Here is a 20,618-nt window from a genome sequence, read left to right as displayed (position 1 = left end):
CGGATGTCCGTCCGTGGGCTTTACCCCGTTCACCTCACATCTGCTCCACCACATCAATCCCCAGCAGGTCCAGCCCTTGCCTCAGCGTCCGCGCCACCAGCTCGCACAACGCCAGCCGACTCTCGCGCATCGTCACCTCGTCGGCCGAGAGCACCGGGCACTGCTCGTAAAACTGGTGATACGCCGACGCCAGCTCATATAAAAACGTGCATAACCGATGCGGCTCCAGGCTGTCCGCCACCGCCGCCACCGTCGTCGGCCACTGCAACAGCTTCAACACCAGCGCCCGCTCCGTCGGCTGAAGCACGCTGATCGTCTCGGACCGCACATGGTCCGCGTCGCGCTGCCCCTTGCGGAAGATCGACCGGATGCGGACGTAAGCGTTCTGCAGATACGGAGCCGTATTGCCGTCGAACGCGAGCATCCGGTCCCAGTCGAACACGTAATCCTTGATCCGATCATTCGACAGGTCCGCGTACTTCAGCGCCCCGATGCCGACCACGTGTGCAATCTCTTGCCGCTCGTTCGCTGACAGTTCGGTGTTCTTTTCCGCGAGCACCGCCTCGGCCCGCCGCTCTGCTTCGTCCAGCAAGTCCGCCAGCCGGACTGTATCGCCCGACCGCGTCTTGAACGGCTTGCGGTCCGGCCCCAGCACCGTGCCGAACGCCACATGGTCCAGCCGAATCGCATCATCCGCCCAGCCAGCCTTCCGCAGCGTCGCGAACACCATCGCAAAGTGTTGGCTCTGCCTGGCGTCCGTTACATAGATCACCCGCCGAGCACCAAGTTCGTCCACCCGATACCGCGCCGCCGCGAGGTCCGTCGTCGCATACAGATACCCGCCGTCGCCCTTGCGTACGATCAAGGGCAGCGGCTCGCCTTCGCGGTCCTGGTAGCCTTCGAGGAACACCACCGCCGCGCCCTGGCTTTCTTCAAGCAGGCCGGCCGTGTCGAGCCCTTCGATCACGCCCGGCAGCAGGTCGTTGTAAAAGCTCTCGCCGCGCACGTCACGATCCGTCAGCGACACGCCCAGCCGTTCGTACACCGCGTTGAAGTGGTGCTTCGACTCGGCCACGAGATCCCGCCACAGCTCGACCGTCGCCGCGTCGCCGGCCTGCAACGCCACCACGCGCTTCCGCGACCGGTCAGCGAAGTCCGCGTCCGCGTCGAACTTCTGCTTGGCTTCCCGGTACAGCCGATTCAGATCGCCGATGAGCGTGTCCGTCGCGCCCGCCTCCTGCGCCGAACCGGGCGTCCAGCCGGTGTCCGCGAGGTATTCGATGAGCATGCCAAACTGCGTGCCCCAGTCGCCGAGGTGGTTCTGGCGGATGACGTCATAGCCTTGAAACGTGAGCACGCGTGCGATGGCGTCGCCGATCACGCTCGACCGCAAATGCCCGACGTGCATCTCCTTCGCCACGTTCGGCCCGGAGTAGTCGACCACCACCGTCTCGGCCGGCCCAGCGGGCACGCCCAGTCGATCGTCATCCAGCATCGCCGCCGCGTAATGGTCGAGCGCTTCCGCCGTCAGCCGAAGGTTGATAAAGCCCGGCCCGGCAATGTCGATCGTCTCGAACAGCCGGTCGGCCTCGGTATCCTCACGCAGCTTCGCGACAATCGCCTCCGCGACCTCGCGTGGCTTCTGTTTCACCTGCTTCGCCAACGCCATCGCGAGGTTGGCCTGATAGTCGCCGAACTTCGGGTTCTGCGCCGGGCGGAGGATGGGGTCAATGTCACCATACTGCTCGCCAAACGCGGCCCCCACCGCTCGGCCAAGCAGCTCATTCAGCGTCGATAAAAGGTCGTTTTCAGGCATAGGCGGGGTATAGTAGCAGCTTCAAGTGAGAGATTTATACAACAACGCGGCTTCTTCACTTGCGACATTCAGCGGCGGTGCTCGCGCCGCCTTTTTCGGCCCGCAGCCGAGCGCGGGCCAAGGCCCACGGCTAAATGGGAAGCCACGTTGTCGTATTAGACGCCCCCCCGCCCCGCCGACGCCGCCTCACGCCCGACGCGCCCCGCTGGATGCCTGTAGCTGACGCTGCAATCTTGCCTTAACGACCCGGGCGTGCAGGCGAACCGCCCGGGGGTCGGTTTGACAATAGCCTGCCGATCGGCTTTCATGTTCGCTTGCGGGCTCAGGCCTTTTTCATGATTGTCCGTCGGTGAGTGCGCAGCGATCACGGCCGTTTTGCCTGGGGGCAGGCGGTCGTCCGGGGCATGTGCGGGCGAACGGTGGTTCCGGGTAGAAGGTGTATATCGATTTTGCAGGCCTACCGGACATCCCGCTGGCGGCACAAAGGGGGCGCACTCGCTCTCCTCTTGAATCTGGGTGGATCTTTCCGTCTCGCGTGTCGGCATTGTAGGGCGCGCGATTGACATCTATCACGAAGGAGCAGGTGATGACAGATCGGGTTAGCAGTTCGGGCAGAAAAGTTTGCTGGGCCGTCATCATCGGCCTGCTCGCATTCATTGGCCCGGTCGCCAGTGTCCAGGCGCAGGAAGTGCCCAACGTCTGGCTAGGAAATAATCCCAGCGGAACTGACCGTTGGAACGCGCCTGGCAACTGGTCGAATGATGGCTTGGCGAATGATGCGGAGCCCGACGGTGCAAACCCGACCTTCATTCGCGATCACGGCTTGGTGGACGGCAACCTTGCTCCCAATAGTCAGGTTGATGACGAGACGTTGGGCGCGGGGCATTGGGAGATCCGCAGCCTCACCTTTCTGCCTGGACCGCATGCGATCAACTGGCGAATCTTCGGATTGCCGATCTATGTCGGCGCTGGCGGCATCAACCATCTGGACAGCATGCTTCATACCATTGAGTCGGACATCTGGCTTTACGAGGACATGACGATCCATGGTGGTTCAGGTCTGTTTCTGACCGGTGAGGAAATCAACAATTCCCGCGACACCTCACGTGATCTCACCTTTTCCGGCTATGTGCATGTGAACAATCCCGTCATTCGCGGCGACGGCAATGTGATTTTCAACGGTGACACCATTCTCCGCGGCGAGCATGAGTACACAGGCGACACCATCCTGGCCGGCCGCGTGGTCATCACCACCGACGCAGCGTTCGGCTTGAGCCCGCGCGTGATCGTCAACAACGGCACGGAGAACCGCATCAGTGCCGACGATGAACCGCTGTTCCTGCCGCAGGACTTCGAACTGTTCGGCGACCTGCGACTCGGTGGCCCGGCACTCATTGCAAACTCTGCGGGGGCACCCATCACGATCACCGGTGTTGTCGAATTGATGAACGGCGGCCGCAGGGTTATCACCGAGCAAGCCACAGAACACTACATCGAAGGTCGAGTCGAAACCAATGGGTACGATGTCGAGTTCTACAACTTCGGCAACTCGCGAATGAACGTGCTCGGTCGCATCGACGGTTCGGGCCGCGTGGTCAACGACGGGCCGGGCACGCTCAGCCTTCAAGGTGACAACATCTTTACCGGCGACATCGTCCTGCGCGACGGCATTTTCGAAATCGGTAGCGATGCGGCGCTGGGCAATGCTACGGACATTCTTGTGGAAGGCCGTACGTTCATCCGCACGCTTTCCCCGATTACCGTCGGGGCCGACGTGACCATGGACGACGATCTGGAGATTCTCGAAGGCGCGGGCCTGACTTTCGACGCGCCGATTACGGTGAATACCGCCTCGGCCTTCCGCCTGCGTTCGAGCGTGCCAACGGTCGTGTCGGCAAACAGCGGCATCACGCTCAATCAGAATCTTACAATTCGCGGCCCCGAGGCCATGGTGATTGAAGGGGTGATCTCCGGGGCAGGCGAATTTCGTCAGCGCGACGCAAGTGAGGTCTGGCTTGGCGCGACGAACACCCACACCGGTTTGACCGACATACGCCAATACAGCACGTTGCGTTTGCTCGAAGGCGCGAGTTTAGCTGGTAATGTTTTGCTGGAAGACAGCGACCTTCACATGGAAGCCGACACATTCATCGCGGGCGATGTCGAAGTCGGGCGATTCTCGACGCTATCCAGCGGCACGGAAATCGCAGGAGATCTCGGCGTTGAGCGACGGGGCGTCATCCGACCTGGCGGCGATGAAATTGGCACGCTTGAAATCGGCGGCGACGCCCTCTTCCGGGCAACCAGTGCCGGCGGCGCCACGGCAATGATCAAGTTCAATGTTCAGGAAGAAAGCGACACCCTTCTGGTTGGCGGCAACGTCGAAATTCAGGACGGGGCGCGGTTCTACATGGACCAGATCGACGAGGGCTTCGTCCTCGGCGGCGAACGCTTCACGCTTCTGGAAGCGGGTGGTCTTGACATTCAAGGCGATCAGGACGAGGTCGTCGTCAGCGCTGAATCGCTTTTCCTTCGGTTCGAGGCCGATACGGCGGAGATCGCCAACAACAACCTCGTTGTGGAAGCCGTCCGCGACCCCTTTGAGTCGCAGGCGCAGGGCCGCAACAATATTACGCTCAGCCGGGCCTTGGACAATCTTGTCGAGCCGGGGCTCGATAGCGATACGACCAGGATGCTCACCGCCTTCGACCGCTCCGCTGATGCCGCGGCATTCAACCAGAACCTTCGCCAGCTCAGCCCCACCACCTACACCGCCGGTGTGGACGCCACCGTGCAGGCCGGGCGCGGCTATCACCAGCAGGTGCACAGCCAGGCTCGCACGACCCGTGAAGGTCGGCTCGACTACGGCTCGGCGGCAACGCGCTTCGCTGAGCGACTCGGCCCCACGCCTTGGGCGATGGCGGCGGCGCAGCCTTACCTGTGGGATGACACGTATCGCGATCGTTTGGAAGATCGGCCGGAGGACCGCCGACAGTATCGCGGCGAGCCGACCCGCACGCGACGCTCCATCGAAACGCTCGAAAACCGGTGGAACGTTTTCGCCAACGCCTACGGCGTGCACGATCGCATCGACTCGACCAGCGAACGCCCCGGCTTGCGAGCCAACACCGGTGGGTTCGCCATCGGTGCGGACTACAGCTTCAGCGAAACCTTCTACCTCGGCGTCAGTGCCGGCTACAGCTACACCGACGTCGACTTCCGTGAAGGCCGCGGCGACGGCACGGTGCACAGCTTCCGGGCTGGCCCGTACGCGGGCCTGCGATTCGGCGAGCTGACCATCGACGCCTCGGCGACCTATGGCTATCACCAGAACGACTACGATCAGAACGTCAACATCAGCGGCCTCGTGCAGGAAAAGAACGCCGACTTCGACGCTCACGATCTGTCGCTCTATGTCAACGTCGGCTACGAGTTCATGATGCCCAACCAGCGCACCAGCTTTACGCCGGTCGGCTCACTGAACTACACCCACTACCGACGCGACGGCTTCACCGAAACCGGCGGCGGCGCGACCAACTTCGACGTGTCCAGCCAGGACGTCGACATGCTCGAAGGTACGATCGGCGTTCGCTTCGAACACCGGTACCGCACGGACGGCACGACCATCATCCCCAACGCCTTCCTCGGCTACTCCTACGAGTTCCTTGGGGATGACAACGACGTCCAGGCACGGTTCGTCGGCACGACGCAGAGCTTCACGTTGGATGGCCCGAGCCCCGATCGACACGCACTGCGCGTCGGCGCCGGCGTGCGGGCACTGCTGAGCGAATCCGTCCAAGGGTTCATTCAGTACAACGGGCGATTCCAGTCGAACCAGCAGGGCCACGCCGGCATCGTTGGCATGAGCTTCCAGTTCTAAGCCGACGATCAACGCAGATTCAATCCAAACCCCCGCCCGGCAACCTGGGCGGGGGTTTTTCTTTGCGCGGATCAAGCAACCGCCGCTGCACGAAGACGGCGCGTGCCCGATATGGCATGCGTCAAAGGATTATGAATTATGATGATCATCACGAAACATCAGGAGAATCCCACTTTGACCAGCGATTCACTGCCCACGCTTCTCGTGCTCGGTGACAGCATTTCACTTCAGTATGGCCCGCATCTTGAAAGCTACCTTGCCGACCGATGCGTCTACCGTACGAAGCAGGCTGAGGGCGATGCCTTTGCCGACCTCGACCTGCCCCAGGGCAAAAACGTCGGCGACTCCCGAATGTTGCTCGCTTACCTTCGCGCTTTGGATGAGCAGAACACGCTGCACGCCGACTTCATCCTGATGAACTGTGGCTTGCATGACATCAAAGTCGATCCATCCACCGGGCAACGTCAGGTGGACATCACGGCGTACCGTGAGAACCTGCTGAGCATTGTGGATCTGTTGCAGCAGCGGAGCATCCCGTTGGCGTGGATGCGGACCACGCCGGTGGTCGATGCGGTCCACAATGCGAAGGCGAGTTTTCATCGCTTCGCAGCGGACAATGAAGCGTACATCGCGGTGGCGGATGATGTGATGGCTCAACGGCAGGTGCCGCTGATCGACCTGCACAGCTTCACACGCTCGCTGGGTGACGATGAGCAGTTGTTTTGCGATCACGTGCACTACCACGCGCCGATCCGCCAGTTGCAGGCGGCCTACCTCGCCGGCTGGTTCATCGCCCATACCGAGTCGATGTTCCCGTTGCGTAAGCCATGAGCGACCTTCGCCCCTGGCGAGCACGCTGTTCGTGACCCTGCGTGATTTGCGCAATACGATCCGGCTGTTCAAGATCTTCCTCGCACCATCATTCGATGGGATAGCAACACACAGATTCAATTCCGTGCGGACGAGCGGGGTCAGCCGGCGGAGGTCGTCCGGCGTACCAAGCCGCCGCGCCATGGCAAAAGCAGAACGACGAAGCCGGGGCAGCGTCGCCAGCCGTTCCGTGGTTATATCCGCCAACTCGATGAGACCAGCGAACTGATTCAAGGCTCACCCGAACGACATGCCACCTTGGTCTGGATTTTCACCGCTTACGATCTTTGGAGATGGGGATACGCGTGCCGTCCGAGTCAGAATTGCTGATGTGGGCGGATGTGGATTGGCAGCGCGCTCGGCTGACGGTGCGGTCGCCGAAGACCGAGCACCACGCGGGGCACGAGGTGCGAGTCGTGCCGATCACGGGCGACCTGATGCCGCTGCTGCAGGATCAGTTCGAGGCGTGCACGCCGGGGCGGGAGCACCTTGTCACGGTCCCCATGCACGGAGGCACGCGGCGGAAGGTCAAGCGGTACATCAAGGCGGCCAAGGTCGAGCCAAGGGAAAAACTGTGGCAGACCCTGCGCAACTCATGCGAGAAGCATTGGGCGATAATCTTTTCGAAGTTCGCCGTGAGCAAGTGGATGGGGCATGGCATGGAGGTCAGCGATCGGCACTACACCAACGGCGTGCCCGATGAGTTGTTCGACCGCGCCGTAAATCTCGATGGGAAAACCGGCAACGGCTCGTCCGGCGCGCTGCAAAAAGCGGTGCAGCAACCTGCCGCAGAGCCTGAAAACGACCCGCAGGACGCCGAAGGCGACCTGCGGGGGGCTGGGGCTAATTCGAGTGGTTGCGGCGACTTGCGGAATTCTTCTAAGTCGTGCAGTGACAAGGAAAAGGGTGAGCGACGGGATTCGAACCCGCGACCCCCAGGATCACAACCTGGTGCTCTAACCAACTGAGCTACGCTCACCAACAACATCAAACACGTCAGCAAACCCGAAGTCACATGCAACATCATTGATGCAGTCACACGCGACGCCGGCGGCCGTGACGGTCGACGGACGAAACAGCGTAGATTCGACACGCGGCTCTGTCAATCCGCGGCCACTTCCGATCGCCGTTTAGCCGACCGACTCACTCACGCGGATGGCTGTAGGGACCCGGTGGGGCGTATTCATCCGGGGTGGCGCTTTCGATCTCCGGCGGGGTGACCGGCTCACGGACTAAGTTCGGCGCGGCACGGCGGGCGGCGACTTCGCCTTGGCGAGCGTAGTCGAGGGCCTCGGCGAGGATGCGGGCCGACTCCTGCGGGGCGTGGAAGCCCATCGAGTTTTCAGAGTAGACCCAGTCGATCCGCCATTGGCTCTTTCGCTGTAAGGCGAGGGCGTCGGCGAGGTCTTCCTGGCTGGCACCGGCGGTCTGGGCGGCGACGATCGTTTCAATCAGCGCCACCAATGCTTCGCCGGCACGATCCTGCAGGGCACGTGTGCGGTCCTGGATGGTGTGGACCCGGTCGAGCAGCTCGGCTTCGTCGACGTTGTGGCAGGTCTGGCAGGAGGCGGCGATGTTCAGCAGCGGGCTGCGGACGTGGTGGTCGGAGACTTTCATCGCGCCTTCGCGCTTGTAAGGCATGTGGCAGTCGGAGCAGGAGACGCCGGCGCGGGCGTGGCTGCCTTGCATGTAGAGCTCGAACTCGGGGTGCTGGGCTTTGAGCATGCCGCCGCCGGTGAGTTGGTGGGTCCAGTCGTTGAAGCCGATCTCGTCGTAGTAGGCTTCCTGTTGTTCGACGCGGAGGCCCTTGGCCCAGGGGTAGGTGACGATGTTGTGATCGTCGGGGTCGAAGTAGTATTCGACGTGGCATTGGGCGCAGGCGAAGGTGCGCATTTCCTGTCGGGTGGCGTCGCGGTTGACGTCGTAGTCTTCGATGCCGCGTTCGTGTTCCATATATTTGGCGATGCCGACTTTGAACGCGGGGCGGGTGACGCGGAGGCGCATCGTGTCGGGGTCGTGACAGTCGACGCAGGAAGCGGGGTGGTTGATGAGCATTTCGCCATGCTCGTCGGTGATGTTGCGGGCCTCGTCCCAGGGCATGGCGGAGAGTTGGCGGAAGCCTTCCATGACGTCGCCGTCGCCGAGGTGTCGGTAGGCGGGCATGACGGAGGAGTGGCAGTGGAGGCAGGCGCCGGGCTGAGGTCGTTCGAGGACGCGTCGGGTGTGGTCCTGGTCGGAGAGCATGTAGGCGTGGCCTCGCGCTTCGCGGTAGTCGATGGCGAAGGCGTAGCCGGACCACATCATGCGAAGCCAGGGGTCGGAGTCGAGTTTTTGTTTGGGGATGGCGTCGGAGCCGCCGTAGCGTGTGCGCTCGGAGTCGGTGGTGCGCATGTAGCTTTCGTACTGGCGGGGGAAGTTGATGGCCCATGCGGCGGGGTCGGTGGTATCTTCGTCGACTTCGATGAAGATGACGTAGGGGTTGCGCTCTTCCATCTTGCGGTGGAAGATGTTGGTGGTCAGGGCAGCGGCGAGGAAGGTGCCGACCGCGAAAATGGCGATGAGGCCGACGAGCAGCAGCGTGCGTTTGCTGCGGCTGGGCGTGTTGTTTTCAGGTGAGGCAGTCATTTGAGAATCTCCGTGAGCGGTCGCCAGCGGTTATCGTCGTCGCGAGCCGGCGTGGCCGACTTCAGCGTGGCAGTGGACGCAGGACATCATTTCGCCGCCACGTTCGATGGGCTTCATTTCGTGAACGAAGTCGCTGTGGCAGTCGAGGCAACTGTTTTGCACGATGCGTGCGTTGCGTGGTTTGATGCGGATCGGTTCGTGGAAGGTCTGGAAGGTGAATTCCCAGGAGTGGAAGAAGCCGTTGTCTGCCTTGGCGATGAAGCCGTGGATCGTTTCGCTGGGCATGTGGCAATCGGTGCAGGAGGCGACGTGTGCGTGGCTGGAGGCGAGCCAGGAGTCGAAGTGGTCTTCCATGACGTGGCAGTTGATGCAGGAGCGGGGATCGTCGCTGAAGTAGCTCGTGCCTTCGCCGTAGGTGAAGGTGAATGCGCTCATGCCGGCGAACATGCCGCCGAGGATGGCGACGGCGATCGACAGCGCACCGAGGCCGGCGAAGAGTCGGCGTATGGGAACGCGCTTGCGCTGTTCAATTGGTTGCTTGCTGTCCACCCTCAGCCTTTACAAATGAAAAGGTTACATGTTTAACTGATTTTAAGTCGATCGCATCGGGGTGCAAGCTTCAATTGCACGATTGTTCATTGATGAAACGCAGGTCGACAAGGGCGGCCCGCCTTTTAAGGCGCGTTTCGCTGGATGAACGCGTTGCGCGTAGCGGTTCGCAGCGTTTTGGGGCGAGTTGTTTTTTATGGTTTGTTCGGGGGGCTTGTTTGTGGTGTTGATGCTCGTCGGCCGACGGCGCTGCGCCAGGCTTCAGGTGGGAGCATGCCCAGGCCCATGAGGGCGAGTTGGCTGAGGACGAAGGCGAAGAGCCAGAACATGGCCGACTCCATGAAGCCGTAGGAGTGCAAGCCGACGCCGAGCATGTTCGTGCCGAACCATGCCCATGCGGTGACGATGTTGCCAGCGATGGCGAGCACCATCATGCCGCGGGCCTGGATCATGCCGCCCCAGCGCGCGTGAAGGATGATGGCGTGGTTGAGGACGATGAGCGCGGCGCCGTTTTCTTTCGGGTCCCAGCCCCAGAATCGGCCCCAGCTCTGGTCGGCCCAGATGCCGCCGAGCACCGTGCCGACGAAGCTGAACAGCAGCGCGAAGCAGATCGTGCCGTAGACCATTTTCGTCAGCGACTGGTTGAGCGGTTTGTTCAGCCAGGGGGTGAACACGCCGAGGATGATGAAGACGGTGGCGAGGATGCCTGCGAGGAATGTGGCGGAATAGCCGATGGTGATGATGATCACATGCGTGGCGAGCCAGAAGTTCGAGTCGAGCACGGCCTGCATCATTTCCATCGTGTCGCCGTCGCCCGCGAGGTTGTGCGCGATGATCAGCGTCACAAAGCCGACGAACGCCGCGGCCAGCGTCGCCAGCCCCAATCGGTGAAAGCGTTCGATGATGATCGCCAGCAGCACCGTGCCCCAGCCGACGAAGACGGCGGACGAGTAAAGGTTGGTGACCGGCGGTCGGCCTTGCAGATAGATGCGCGATACCAGCCCGAACGTGTGCAGCAGGAACGTGACCACCAGCAGGGCCAGCGCCGTGCGGGCGAGCACGCCTGCCCAGGCCGAGTCAGATCGCGTACGCATCAGCAGCGAGCCGGCGGCGAGCAGAAACGCGAGCACGTACAGCAGCGTTGCGTGATAGAACGGTGTGAAGTCGTTGAAGAAAACTTCGAAGCTGGCCTTGCGCGCCTCGGCGGGCATGTGTTTGTCGAACACGGCGAGATAGCTGGCCACGGCGTCATTGAACTCGGCAGGCTGTTCACGGTGGTACGCGGAGAAGATGCTCGTGAGCGCATCGACGCCGGGGTGAGGGATGCCCGCGGCTTGCGTGTCCTGCACGACGCGGAAGAACGGCGCCCACTCTTCGTCTTCGCTCGTCGGCGGGACCATGTAAGGCGTCTGCATGTGTCGCATTTCCATCAGCACCGTGACCTGCTGATAGAGTTGGAGCACTTGTCGTTGGAACGGGTCGCGCTGTCGGCCGGGCACTTCGACGGCGCGCTGCGATTGCTCGACGATCTGCTCCCAGTGGGGCATGATCTCGGCGAGCGCGAACCGCCGTGTGGTCGGCTCATGCTGATGCAGCAGCGCCTGCACGTCGGGGTGGTCGATGCGGAAAACGCGGTAGTGGTCGACGGTGTCGCGCTGACCCATCACGTCGGCGAGCCAACGGATGGCGGGCTGCTGCTGGCCGTCGACTTCGAAGCTCTGTCGGCCGGAGAGGAACATGAGGTTCGTGCGGGCGACGGTGTCCATCGGCTTGACGCGGCCGTCGGCTGAGACGGGGATCGCGCCGAAGGCGTCGAGGTCGTAGTCGCCGACGTACGCCACGGGTCGCCCCTGCATGCCCAGGTAGAGCAAGGCGAGGAACACGACGGCCCATGGCAGGATTCGATTCAGATGCGTCATCGTTTCACCTTCCCTGCGAACCGCCACAAGCCTTGGCCGAAGTGGATCAACATGCCCAACGCGACCAGCCCGCAGGCGATGTACGGCAGCAGCCAGCCGGGGTTGCGGACGACCTGCAACACCGTGCCCGTGTCCTGCTCGAGATACGCCGACTGGTAGAAGGTCGCGCCCGCGTAACGAAGCGGGCTGTTCATCGAGATCACGACTTCCCGGTCGGCGTTGCGCGTCGGGTCGACGAGCCGGATGCGGCTGGCGAAGTTGCGCGGCCGTTCCGTGCCGACGAAACGCTCGTGCGTGAACTCGATCAGATGCAGCGTGTATGGCTTGTATGTGCGCTTGAACCGCAGGTCGAGGTGATACGTTCGGCCGTCGACTTCAACGGTTTGCGACGGGCCGATGAGCTCGGCGACCAGCCACGTGCCCAGCGGTCGGCCGTCGTGGTGGAGCGTGATGAACGCGGCGGGCATGTCGATGTTGTTGCCGTCGATGCCGCGGGCCAGCGGCTCGGGGCGGGGGACGATCTGCCTGCCGGCGCCGCGTGTCGCGCGTGTGGGCGTGTCGGGCGCGGCGTTGAACAGTCGAGCGTTGGGCAGCCACTGGTCGACCGTGACGGTGAACGGCAGGGCGGGGTGGTCGACGGTCTGGCCCGCGGTGGTGAGCATGCGCTCGGGAATGACGGTGACGCGGTCCTGTTCGTCATCGCCCGAGCGGTCGAGGATGACCAGCTCGGCTTCGCGGACGTCTTCGACATATTGGGCGGACTCGCCTTCGAGAATGGTCATCAGGCCTTCTTCGGCGAACAGGCCGGTGACGAACTCGCCGAGGAGCAGGACGATGATGCCCAGGTGCAGCGTGATGATGCCGATGCGTTTGGCGGCGAGGCGAAAGCGGATCGCGTGAGCGGCGAGCAGGTTGATGATCAACAGTCCGCCGAGCAGGTAGCCGCCGGGGAAGGGGAAGCGGCCGGGCACGGTGGCGAGCTGTTGCGGGATGAACAGTTGTAGCTCGATCCACGCGAAGGGTGTGCGGAAATACTCGGCCATGACCTGCCAGATGCCCGCGTGCACCTGCGCCAGCGTGCCGGCGAAGATGAGGAACATCGCCATGGCGAAAAGCGCCACGGTCAGGCGAAGCGAAGCGAGCGCGGTAAGCGTTGAACGAAGCAGGGCTGTCATAAAATCAATTCTCTTCGAAGCGGGCGGAGGCGAGCAACTGCTCGAACGCTTCGCGATGTTCGTGCACGGCAGCACGCGGGCCGGAGAGTCGGAAGAACCATGTGCGGTCGTCTTCGGGGAGGATGGCGACGACGAGGCTCAGCTCGCGTTCGCCGTCGAGTGCGATGAGTTTGGCCTCGCGGCCGTCGATGGTGATGGTTTCGGCCTGCTGCTCGTCTTCGTTATCGACTGGGTCGAGGCCGAGCTGGCTTCGCCACATGTTGATGTTGGCGAGCATGCCACCGCCTTCGCCGCGAAGGGGGGTGACAGCGACCGCGGCGGCGTTTTCGCCGGAGCCGACTTGGTAAGTGGCATAAACGATGGACGAGGTTTGCTGCGTGCGCTGCCAGCCTTCGGGCGTTTCCAGGTGCAGTTCGCCTGAGGGTTCGTGGGCGTGTGCGTGGTTGTGATCGTGATCGTGATGGGCATGCGCGTGGTCATGATCGTGGTTGCGGTGCGCGTGATCATGATCATGATGCGCGTGGTCATGGTCATGGTCGTGACCGTGGTCATGCGCGTGGTCGTGTTGGGAGTCGTCAGCGGGCTGGAAGGTGTGGACGAAAGCGACGACGTCGTCTTCGTGTGCGTCGAGCTGGTCGGCCTGGCCGAGGGCGCGGACGAAGTGAGTTCGTTGGGAGTGGGGGCTGCGGATGATGGCGGCGAGCATGCCGTGGGGGCCGATGACTTCGGCGTCGGCGTCGATGCGGAGGGTGTAGCCGTGCACGCCGTCTTCTTCACCGAAGGCGTCGACGTGATCTTGCCAATCGTCTTCGGCCAGCGGATCGAGGCCGAGCTGTTCGCGCCAGCGGTTGATGTTGGCCAGCGCGCCGCCGACTTCGCCGGGGAATGCGGAGACGGCGACTTCCAGGGCGTTGTCGCCTTCGCCGGTGTAGTAGGTGGCCAGTCGCATGGGTTGCGATTCGGACGAGCGCTGCCAGCCGTCCGGGGCGGACCATGTCATGTCGGCGGGTTGATCGGGGCCGGTTGCGGCGTTGGCATCGCGATCTGGCGACGCGGTGCGCGGCGCGTCGGTGGCGGCCTGGCCCTCGTCGGTTGGCTGCGCCTGGGTCGTGCGCGGCTGTTCGGGATCGCGCGGGGCCTGGTAGGTCTGGATGTCCGACTCTTCACAACCTGCGAAGCAGCAGAGGCAGGCGACCGCGAGCAGCGGCCAACGGCGGCGCGTGCGTGATGCGGTGGGAAATGCCAAAGTTTCTGTTGCTGGCGAGGCGACTGTTTGCCGTCCGGATGTCATGCTCAGTCCCATGTTGAGGCGAAAATAATTACGGTCTGCGGAGACAACTTTCCAAAGTCGGATTCGGATTGGTCATTCTAACATTTACGTGCCGATTGTTTTGGCCGTGGGATCGCTGATTGGCTACCGCAGGGTCATGATTGAGCACTTCGCGGAAGCCCGTCGGAGACATTCGCCCGCGATGCAGTTATGCCTGTTGTGTCTGCTGCACTTCGCCGACGGTGAAAACCTGCTGTTCACCGGCGACGTCGAGCAGGAGGCCGCCGTCGGGTGCGAGGCCTTGCACGTTGCCTTGCACGACACGGTCGGCGGCGCGCAGCGCGATGCACTGACCGAGCATGGTGAGACGCTGCTCGATCGCAAGGCGGGTGTCGTCCGTAAAACCGTCGCGTTCGAGGTCGGCCAGCGCTGCCTCCAGCGCTTGGGCAAGGCGGTTGGTGAAAGCTGGCAGGTCGACGGCGTGGCCGAGTGCGTCGCGGAGTGTGGTGGTCGGCTGCCGAACGTTGGTGGGCAGATCGCTCGCTGCGAAGTTCGCGTTGACGCCGACGCCGACGATGAGGGCACTATGCTCCATCGCCTGTTCGCAGAGGATGCCTGCGAGCTTGCGGCCGTCGAGCAGCAGGTCGTTCGGCCACTTGATGCGCAGTTGTGCTTCGCGTTTCGCTTCATGATCGCCGATGCAACCCATCAGCGTATGCCACGTCGCCAAAGCCGCGATCAGTGGCGCGGCGGTGTAGTGCGTTGGCTCGCGTTTGGTTGGCCAGGCAAGGCTCAACCACACCCCGCCGCGCGGCGAATGCCACGTGCGTCCCCGCCGCCCGCGGCCGCGGGTCTGCTGCCCGGCCGTGATCAGCAGCACCTCGCCGGGATGACACGACAACATGCGACGGGCTTCATCGCTGGTCGAGTCGAGGGTGTCGTGATGGATGCTTCGCATCGTTTCCAGTTTCGAGTTCCGAGTTTCTAGTTATGCGTTTTGGAGCCGCTAAGTGCAACTCGAAACTGGAAACTCGAAACGAGAAACTTCCTCACCCCGCCAACTGGCTCAGCAGCACGCCGGCCGCGACGGCGGAGCCGATGACGCCGGCGAAGTTCGGGCCCATCGCGTGCATGAGCAGGTAGTTCTGCGGGTCTTCCTGCTGGCCGAGCCGATGCACCACGCGAGCGGACATCGGCACAGCCGACACGCCGGCGGCGCCGATCATCGGGTTGATCGGATGCTTGCTCATCACGTTCATCAGCTTGCCGAACAGCACGCCCACGGCCGTGGCGGTGGCGAAGGCGATGATGCCCAGCACGAAGATGTAGATCGTTTCGAGCGTGAGGAAGTAGCCGGCCGTGGTCTTCGCACCGACGGTGATGCCCAGCAGGATGGTGACGATGTCGATAAACGTCGAGCCGGCGGTCTTGGCCAGGCGATCCGTGACCATGCACTCACGCAGCAGGTTGCCGAAGAAGAGCATGCCCAGCAGCGGCAGCCCGCCGGGGGCGATCATCGCCGTCAGCAGGAAGCCGATGATGGGGAACAGGACTTTGACGCGCTTGGAGACGGGGCGGACCTGCTCCATGCGGATCAGCCGTTCTTTGCGCGTGGTCAGCAGCTTGATGATCGGCGGCTGAATGATGGGGACCAGGGCCATATATGCATAGGCCGCCAGCGCCACCGCGCCGATGAGTTCCGGCGCGAGCTGTGCGGTGGTGAAGATGGCGGTCGGGCCGTCCGCACCGCCGATGATGCCGATGGACGCGGCCTGTCCCGGTGTGAAGCCGAGCACCATCGCACCGATCAGCGCGCCGAAGATGCCGAACTGTGCCGCAGCGCCGAGCAGCAGCGTACGCGGGTTGGCGAGCATCGGGCCGAAGTCGGTCAATGCGCCGATGCCCAGGAAGATCAGCGGCGGATAAATGCCCAGCCCCACGCCCGCGAACAGCCACCAGAGCACGCTCGCGTTCCACGGGTCCTGCTTGCGCAGGCTCCACATTTCCGGATAGCGATCCTCGGCCGCATAGTCGCCGGCAGCGAAGAAATGTCGCCCCTGCCCGTAGCTGACAATCGCATGCCCGGTGAGCGAATCGTCGATCGCGCGGCGGGGCGTGAGCATGCTGTAGGTGTTGAGCATGACGGCTTGCCCCATCTCGGCAAGACGACGCGCGTCGGACTCGATGTGCACACGTTCGACGTCGACGAGGTCGATGCGCTGCGACGCGCTGACCAGTGTCATCAACGCCGAATGACTGTCGATGGCCTGGAGGTTGAGTTGTTCGAGCGCGGTGTGGAGATCGACCGCTTCGCCGGCGTACGGGCCTTGCGCGAGCGTGACCGCTTCAATGTCAAACTGGTAGTAGTCGAGGTTGGCTTGCGAGACCGGTCCGTCGTAGACGCTCAGCGGCAGCTTGCTCGCGTCGTAGGGAATGTTGCCCAGCAGGATGCCGAAGCCGATGGGCACGAGCAGCAACGGCTCGAACCCTTTGCGGATCGCCAGCGTGATGAAGGTCAGGCCAATGGCGATCATCACGGCGTTGGTCCAGTGGAACTGGCCGAAGCCGGAGTCGAGCAGGTAGGTGCGGAGGAAGTCGAAAATTTGCATGTTTTATTTGGTGATCTGGTGAATTGGTGATTTGGCGAAGTTCCCGCGCGGTGTGCGAACGTCCCTCTCGGTCTGGCGGGTGCATCGGCGATGTATTTCACATCACCACATCACCGAATCGCCAGATCACCAAATGACATCAGCCGAGCTTCGCGAGCACCTGGCCTTGCGTGACGGTGTCGCCGACTTTGACAAGCAGTTGCTTGACCGTGCCGGGGCCGGGGGCGTCGATGTTGGATTCCATCTTCATCGCTTCGAGGACGATGACGGTGTCGCCCGCCCCGACGCTGTCGCCGACGCTGACGGGGATGGACGCGACCGTGCCGGCGATCGGGGCGGTGATGTCCTGGGCCGTCCCGCCCGCCGGCGCGGGGGCTGGCGAAGCGGGGGCCGTCGAAGCGGCCGCGGCCGGGGGTGCCCCGCCGCCGCTATCGTCGAGCACCTGGACATCTACGTCGTACGCCGTTCCCTGCACCGTGATTCGCAGTTTCATGAATCGATCCTGTTTCGCTTGATATTCCGTACCACCTCGTTCGAGGCGCCCTACCCCTGATGTCTCGCTCGCGTTGGCTTTCGCGTCATGGTCGTCGGCGATGCGTTGGTCGTTGCCTTTTTATTCGTGCACCTTCACCTCGCGAACCCGTACGGGCCGCTTGATCGCTGCCGTCGCCGCCGCTGCGATGACCGCCAGCGTCTGGCTGTCGATCCCGCCCGCCGGTGCGGCGGCCGTGACCGCCGGGGCGTTCTTTTCGTCCAGTTGATCTGACCAACGGTTCAGCAGGCTGATCAGCAGTGCGATCGTGCCCAGCACAGCGAATACCACCACCATGCCCACCACGGCGAACGTCAGCCCAAGTTCCAGTGCTTCACCTGTACTCATGTGCAATCTCGCTCACTCGCTCAGCGTTGCGGCAGCCGAACCTCGCCCGCGGGCACGAAACGCTTGCCGTCGGTCACCGTCGACTTCAATCGAGGCAACCCATCATTCACCGTCGGCCGACTGCTGCCAGCACCACCGCCGCCATTGCCGTGGCCACTGCCGCAGCAACCCTGTGCCTTCGTCGCGGCCGCGCCAGCTGTGGCCGCGGCCGCGGCATCCATCGCCTGTGGCGCTTGGCCGCCTTCCACCGCCAGTTCGTAGCCGGCGTCGCGGATCATCTGAAACGTCGCCGCCGCCTCCGATCCTTCCGTCAGCAGGTAGCCGTCGACAAACAGCGAGTTGGCCGGCCAGAGCGCGAACGACTGCATCGAACGCAGATGATGCTCCCGCCCCGCCCCGACGCGCACCTCGGCGGTCGGGTTCACCAGCCGAACCATGCACAAAATTCGCAGCACAAGTTGCGGGTTCAACGCCTGCCCCTCGCACGCCGAGTCCAGCAGCGGATTGCCCTCGATCGGCAGCAGGAAGTTCACCGGGATCGACTCCGACCCCAGCTTCCGCAACTCGAACGCCACCGACACCAGGTCCTCATACCCCTCGCCCATGCCGGCGATCAGCCCGCTGCACGTGCCCAGCCCCGCTTCGCGCGCGGCCCGCAGCGTGTTCATGCGGTCTTCATAGGTATGCGTCGTGCAGATCGACGGATAATGCTTTTCCGACGTGTTGAGGTTGTGGTTCAGTCGATCGAGCCCGGCCGACTTGAGCGACTTCGCCTTCGCGTCATCCATCAGCCCGGCACTGAGACATGTCCGCAGGCCCATGTCGCTGATGCGGCGGATGGCTTCGCCCATGTGTTCGATGTCGCGATCGTCCGGCCCGCGACCGGATAACGCCATGCAGAACCGCCACGCCCCCGCCTCTTTCGCCTGCTTTGCCTCAGCGACAATCTCGTCCACCGGCTTGATCTTGTAAGGCTTGATCGGCGAGTCGGAAATCTTCGACTGCCCGCAGTAGTTGCAATCCTCCGGACACGCGCCGTTCTGCACGTTGTCGAGAATGTGAGCCGTCACCGTGTTGCCAAAGTAACGCCGACGCACGGCCCCGGCCGCCTCCAGCAGCGGCAGCAGCTCGATCGGTTCGCCGTCACGCTCGCCGTGAAGAATCGCCAGCGCATCGGCCTGGCTGATCGCTTCGTCCGCCTGGCCGAGGTCGGCCCATTGCTTGTACATATCCATAAAACGCTGCCCTTCCATTGCCGGCCCCCGCCCGCGTAAAGCTGAGCGTGGAGTATAGAGCATCGCGGCCAAGGGTTCATGTGAGAATGGCCTGCCTGCCCCGCCGGTCGCTGTTTGCCTACAATGCCCGCGATATGTCTCAGCAAGCTCCCCCCCTCGCCGTGGACGACCCGATCAACGCCCGCATCCTCGCCGTGTCCGAAGACCGCGTGGCAGGCTTCGTCGAGCGCCCGTTCCAGCACATCGCCGACCTCGCCGAGCTGGAGCTGGACGTCGTCATCGACCGCGTCCGTGCCATGCTCGACGCCGGCGTCATCCGCCGCGTCCGCCAGACCATGCTCACCACCAGCCTCGCGCCGGGGGCGCTGGTCGCATGGGAAGTCTCGGCCGAGAAGCTCAACCACGCCTTCGACTGGATGTTCCAGCAGGACCCGTTCTCCGGCCACGTCGTCGTCCGCTCCGCCGACCCCGCGTCGCCCGGCTCGCAGTACAAGCTCTGGACCACCCTCAAAGTCCCCCAGGGCTACGACATGGACAAGCACTGCCGACTGCTCATGCAGCACACCGGCGCAGCGGGCTATCGCCTCATGCCGGCGAAAAAGCTCTTCAGCCTCGGCGTCGGACACATCCGCCGACGCACGCTCGAGCCCGGCTCGCGCACGGACGAGCCTGGCAAGGTCATTGACACGGACATCGTCCAGCTCAACGATCGCGAATGGCAGGTGCTCGCCGCGCTGAAGCGTGAGTTCGACTGCGACGAGATCGTCGCCGAGCCGTGGCGGAAGCGAGCCGAGGAAGCTGGCGTTGAATACGACGAGTTTCTCAGCGTCGCAAGACAGTTGAACGAGCGCGGCGTGGTGGGGCGGTTCTCCACCTTCCTCGAACACGTCAAAGCCGTCGCCGGCCAGCAGCGCGTCACCCGCTTCAACGCCTTGTTCCACTGGCAGGTCCCGCCCGGCCGGGAGATGGAAGCCGGGCAGGAAGTCGGCCGACACCATGTGATGACCCACGCCTACTGGCGCGAAGGCGGCCCGGAATTCCGCAACGTCAACATCATGGGCGTCGCCCACGGCCTCGACAAAGACCTGCTGCTCGCCCATAAAAAAGCCATCGACGAACACCTCGCCGAGGCGGGCATCGACGTGGGCTACACAAATGTCTTCTGGGGCGGCCGCAGCGAAATCAAGCCCAGCGAAATCCTCCCCGCCGCGTACGAGGCCTGGTGTCAGGACCAGGGCATCAACCCGGCAGTGATGCACGCGGAAAATTGACGACCAGCGTTTAGCCCACGCGCCCACGCGTGGGCGCGTGGGCTAAACATGGAGCTTGGATTCAACCCGCACTATCGGCGACGCTGCTGGTTGTTCATGTTCATCATCATGGTCTGCATGCCCATGAGCGCGTCCATCTGGCCCTGCATCTGGCCCAGCGCCATTTCCATCGCGAGAAACTGACGCTCCAAACGTTGGCGTCGGGAGGCGACCGACTGCTCCATCGCTTCCATGCGGCGCTCGTTCATCGTGGTCTGGCGGTCGAGTGTGTTCAACCGCGACTCCACCGGGCCGTACTCCGGATGCGTTAGCCGATCCAGCAACTGATCGAACTTCACACCCATGCCTGCAGCGACGATGGTGCGTACGCCTTCTTCATCTTCTTCGGTTCGGCGTAACGTGAACAGCTCTTCCACCGCAGCGCGGTCGTTCTGCAGCGTCGATCGGAGGCGGTCTTCGTTGAGCGTCAGCTTCGCTCCGTCGCCGACGGTGATGCCGACCTGGGAGAGGGCTTTGTAT

Annotated in this window: 15 protein-coding genes and 1 tRNA gene; 3 read left to right on the top strand and 13 right to left on the bottom strand. The window is 63.2% G+C overall.

Translation table 11 applies throughout. The annotated features are described in order from the left end of the window. Window positions 1–34: 34 nt before the first annotated feature. Window positions 35–1,816 carry an arginine--tRNA ligase gene (gene argS, locus ACERK3_08765; protein ID MFA9478386.1) on the bottom strand — a complete coding sequence of 594 codons (1,782 nt, stop codon included), beginning with the start codon at window positions 1,814–1,816 and terminating at the stop codon, window positions 35–37. 586 nt (window positions 1,817–2,402) lie between these two features. On the opposite strand from argS, the gene ACERK3_08760 reads away from it, so the two are divergent. Both ACERK3_08760 and ACERK3_08755 read left to right on the top strand, forming a co-directional pair. Further along, the gene (locus ACERK3_08760) at window positions 2,403–5,696 is read left to right on the top strand and encodes an autotransporter outer membrane beta-barrel domain-containing protein (protein ID MFA9478385.1); all 3,294 of its coding nucleotides are present in this window, start codon (window positions 2,403–2,405) and stop codon (window positions 5,694–5,696) included. A 138-nt stretch (window positions 5,697–5,834) separates the two neighbouring features. Beyond that, window positions 5,835–6,527 (top strand): SGNH/GDSL hydrolase family protein, encoded by a 693-nt coding sequence (locus ACERK3_08755; protein ID MFA9478384.1) that lies wholly within the window; start codon window positions 5,835–5,837, stop codon window positions 6,525–6,527. Between the two features lie 944 nt (window positions 6,528–7,471). Here ACERK3_08755 and ACERK3_08750 read toward each other — a convergent pair. From ACERK3_08750 to bioB, 11 genes are all read right to left on the bottom strand, one after another. Then, window positions 7,472–7,545, bottom strand: a tRNA-His gene (locus ACERK3_08750). Window positions 7,546–7,709: 164 nt separating this feature from the next. Further along, the gene (locus ACERK3_08745; protein MFA9478383.1) at window positions 7,710–9,191 is read right to left on the bottom strand and encodes an ammonia-forming cytochrome c nitrite reductase subunit c552; all 1,482 of its coding nucleotides are present in this window, start codon (window positions 9,189–9,191) and stop codon (window positions 7,710–7,712) included. Between the two features lie 30 nt (window positions 9,192–9,221). Then, the gene (gene nrfH, locus ACERK3_08740) at window positions 9,222–9,740 is read right to left on the bottom strand and encodes a cytochrome c nitrite reductase small subunit (GenBank protein ID MFA9478382.1); all 519 of its coding nucleotides are present in this window, start codon (window positions 9,738–9,740) and stop codon (window positions 9,222–9,224) included. A gap of 194 nt (window positions 9,741–9,934) precedes the next feature. Further along, entirely contained in the window at window positions 9,935–11,659 is a 1,725-nt protein-coding gene (locus ACERK3_08735) for a cytochrome c biogenesis protein (GenBank protein ID MFA9478381.1), read from the bottom strand. Then, window positions 11,656–12,834 carry a cytochrome c biogenesis protein ResB gene (locus tag ACERK3_08730; GenBank protein MFA9478380.1) on the bottom strand — a complete coding sequence of 393 codons (1,179 nt, stop codon included), beginning with the start codon at window positions 12,832–12,834 and terminating at the stop codon, window positions 11,656–11,658. The genes ACERK3_08735 and ACERK3_08730 overlap by 4 nt, the downstream gene beginning before the upstream one ends. Before the next feature lie 4 nt (window positions 12,835–12,838). Beyond that, entirely contained in the window at window positions 12,839–14,080 is a 1,242-nt protein-coding gene (locus ACERK3_08725; GenBank protein ID MFA9478379.1) for a hypothetical protein, read from the bottom strand. A gap of 232 nt (window positions 14,081–14,312) precedes the next feature. Then, window positions 14,313–15,062, bottom strand: a complete 750-nt coding sequence (locus tag ACERK3_08720; protein MFA9478378.1) for a biotin--[acetyl-CoA-carboxylase] ligase — start codon at window positions 15,060–15,062, stop codon at window positions 14,313–14,315. Window positions 15,063–15,153: 91 nt separating this feature from the next. Continuing rightward, on the bottom strand, window positions 15,154–16,638 hold the full coding sequence (locus tag ACERK3_08715) for a sodium ion-translocating decarboxylase subunit beta (protein MFA9478377.1): 1,485 nt from the start codon (window positions 16,636–16,638) through the stop codon (window positions 15,154–15,156). 214 nt (window positions 16,639–16,852) lie between these two features. Next, window positions 16,853–17,206, bottom strand: a complete 354-nt coding sequence (locus ACERK3_08710; protein ID MFA9478376.1) for an acetyl-CoA carboxylase biotin carboxyl carrier protein subunit — start codon at window positions 17,204–17,206, stop codon at window positions 16,853–16,855. A 120-nt stretch (window positions 17,207–17,326) separates the two neighbouring features. Beyond that, the gene (locus ACERK3_08705) at window positions 17,327–17,593 is read right to left on the bottom strand and encodes an OadG family transporter subunit (GenBank protein ID MFA9478375.1); all 267 of its coding nucleotides are present in this window, start codon (window positions 17,591–17,593) and stop codon (window positions 17,327–17,329) included. A 20-nt stretch (window positions 17,594–17,613) separates the two neighbouring features. Beyond that, entirely contained in the window at window positions 17,614–18,828 is a 1,215-nt protein-coding gene (bioB, locus tag ACERK3_08700) for a biotin synthase BioB (GenBank protein MFA9478374.1), read from the bottom strand. 134 nt (window positions 18,829–18,962) lie between these two features. Between bioB and ACERK3_08695 the strand changes: the two genes are divergently transcribed. Beyond that, a complete protein-coding gene (locus ACERK3_08695; GenBank protein ID MFA9478373.1) occupies window positions 18,963–20,099 on the top strand; it encodes an Lrp/AsnC family transcriptional regulator in 1,137 nt (378 codons plus the stop codon). Between the two features lie 71 nt (window positions 20,100–20,170). Here the strand turns inward: ACERK3_08695 and fliD are convergent. After that, window positions 20,171–20,618: flagellar filament capping protein FliD (gene fliD / locus ACERK3_08690; GenBank protein MFA9478372.1), on the bottom strand; the 448-nt coding region annotated here is incomplete at its 5' end.

The organism is Phycisphaerales bacterium AB-hyl4, from assembly GCA_041821185.1.
GTDB classification, from domain to species: Bacteria; Planctomycetota; Phycisphaerae; order Phycisphaerales; family Phycisphaeraceae; genus Natronomicrosphaera; species Natronomicrosphaera hydrolytica.
This window is presented reverse-complemented; position numbering and strand designations above follow the sequence as displayed.

What these genes read in the sequence shown, in the direction of transcription:
- ACERK3_08755 (MFA9478384.1), top strand. Translation starts at nt 5,835, where the DNA reads ATGATGATCATCACGAAACATCAGGAGAATCCCACTTTGACCAGCGAT.
- ACERK3_08745 (MFA9478383.1), bottom strand. Translation starts at nt 9,191, where the DNA reads ATGACTGCCTCACCTGAAAACAACACGCCCAGCCGCAGCAAACGCACG.
- ACERK3_08710 (MFA9478376.1), bottom strand. Translation starts at nt 17,206, where the DNA reads ATGAAACTGCGAATCACGGTGCAGGGAACGGCGTACGACGTAGATGTC.
- argS (MFA9478386.1), bottom strand. Translation starts at nt 1,816, where the DNA reads ATGCCTGAAAACGACCTTTTATCGACGCTGAATGAGCTGCTTGGCCGA.
- ACERK3_08735 (MFA9478381.1), bottom strand. Translation starts at nt 11,659, where the DNA reads ATGACGCATCTGAATCGAATCCTGCCATGGGCCGTCGTGTTCCTCGCC.
- ACERK3_08760 (MFA9478385.1), top strand. Translation starts at nt 2,403, where the DNA reads ATGACAGATCGGGTTAGCAGTTCGGGCAGAAAAGTTTGCTGGGCCGTC.
- ACERK3_08730 (MFA9478380.1), bottom strand. Translation starts at nt 12,834, where the DNA reads ATGACAGCCCTGCTTCGTTCAACGCTTACCGCGCTCGCTTCGCTTCGC.
- ACERK3_08715 (MFA9478377.1), bottom strand. Translation starts at nt 16,638, where the DNA reads ATGATCGCCATTGGCCTGACCTTCATCACGCTGGCGATCCGCAAAGGG.
- bioB (MFA9478374.1), bottom strand. Translation starts at nt 18,828, where the DNA reads ATGGATATGTACAAGCAATGGGCCGACCTCGGCCAGGCGGACGAAGCG.
- ACERK3_08705 (MFA9478375.1), bottom strand. Translation starts at nt 17,593, where the DNA reads ATGAGTACAGGTGAAGCACTGGAACTTGGGCTGACGTTCGCCGTGGTG.
- ACERK3_08695 (MFA9478373.1), top strand. Translation starts at nt 18,963, where the DNA reads ATGTCTCAGCAAGCTCCCCCCCTCGCCGTGGACGACCCGATCAACGCC.
- ACERK3_08720 (MFA9478378.1), bottom strand. Translation starts at nt 15,062, where the DNA reads ATGCGAAGCATCCATCACGACACCCTCGACTCGACCAGCGATGAAGCC.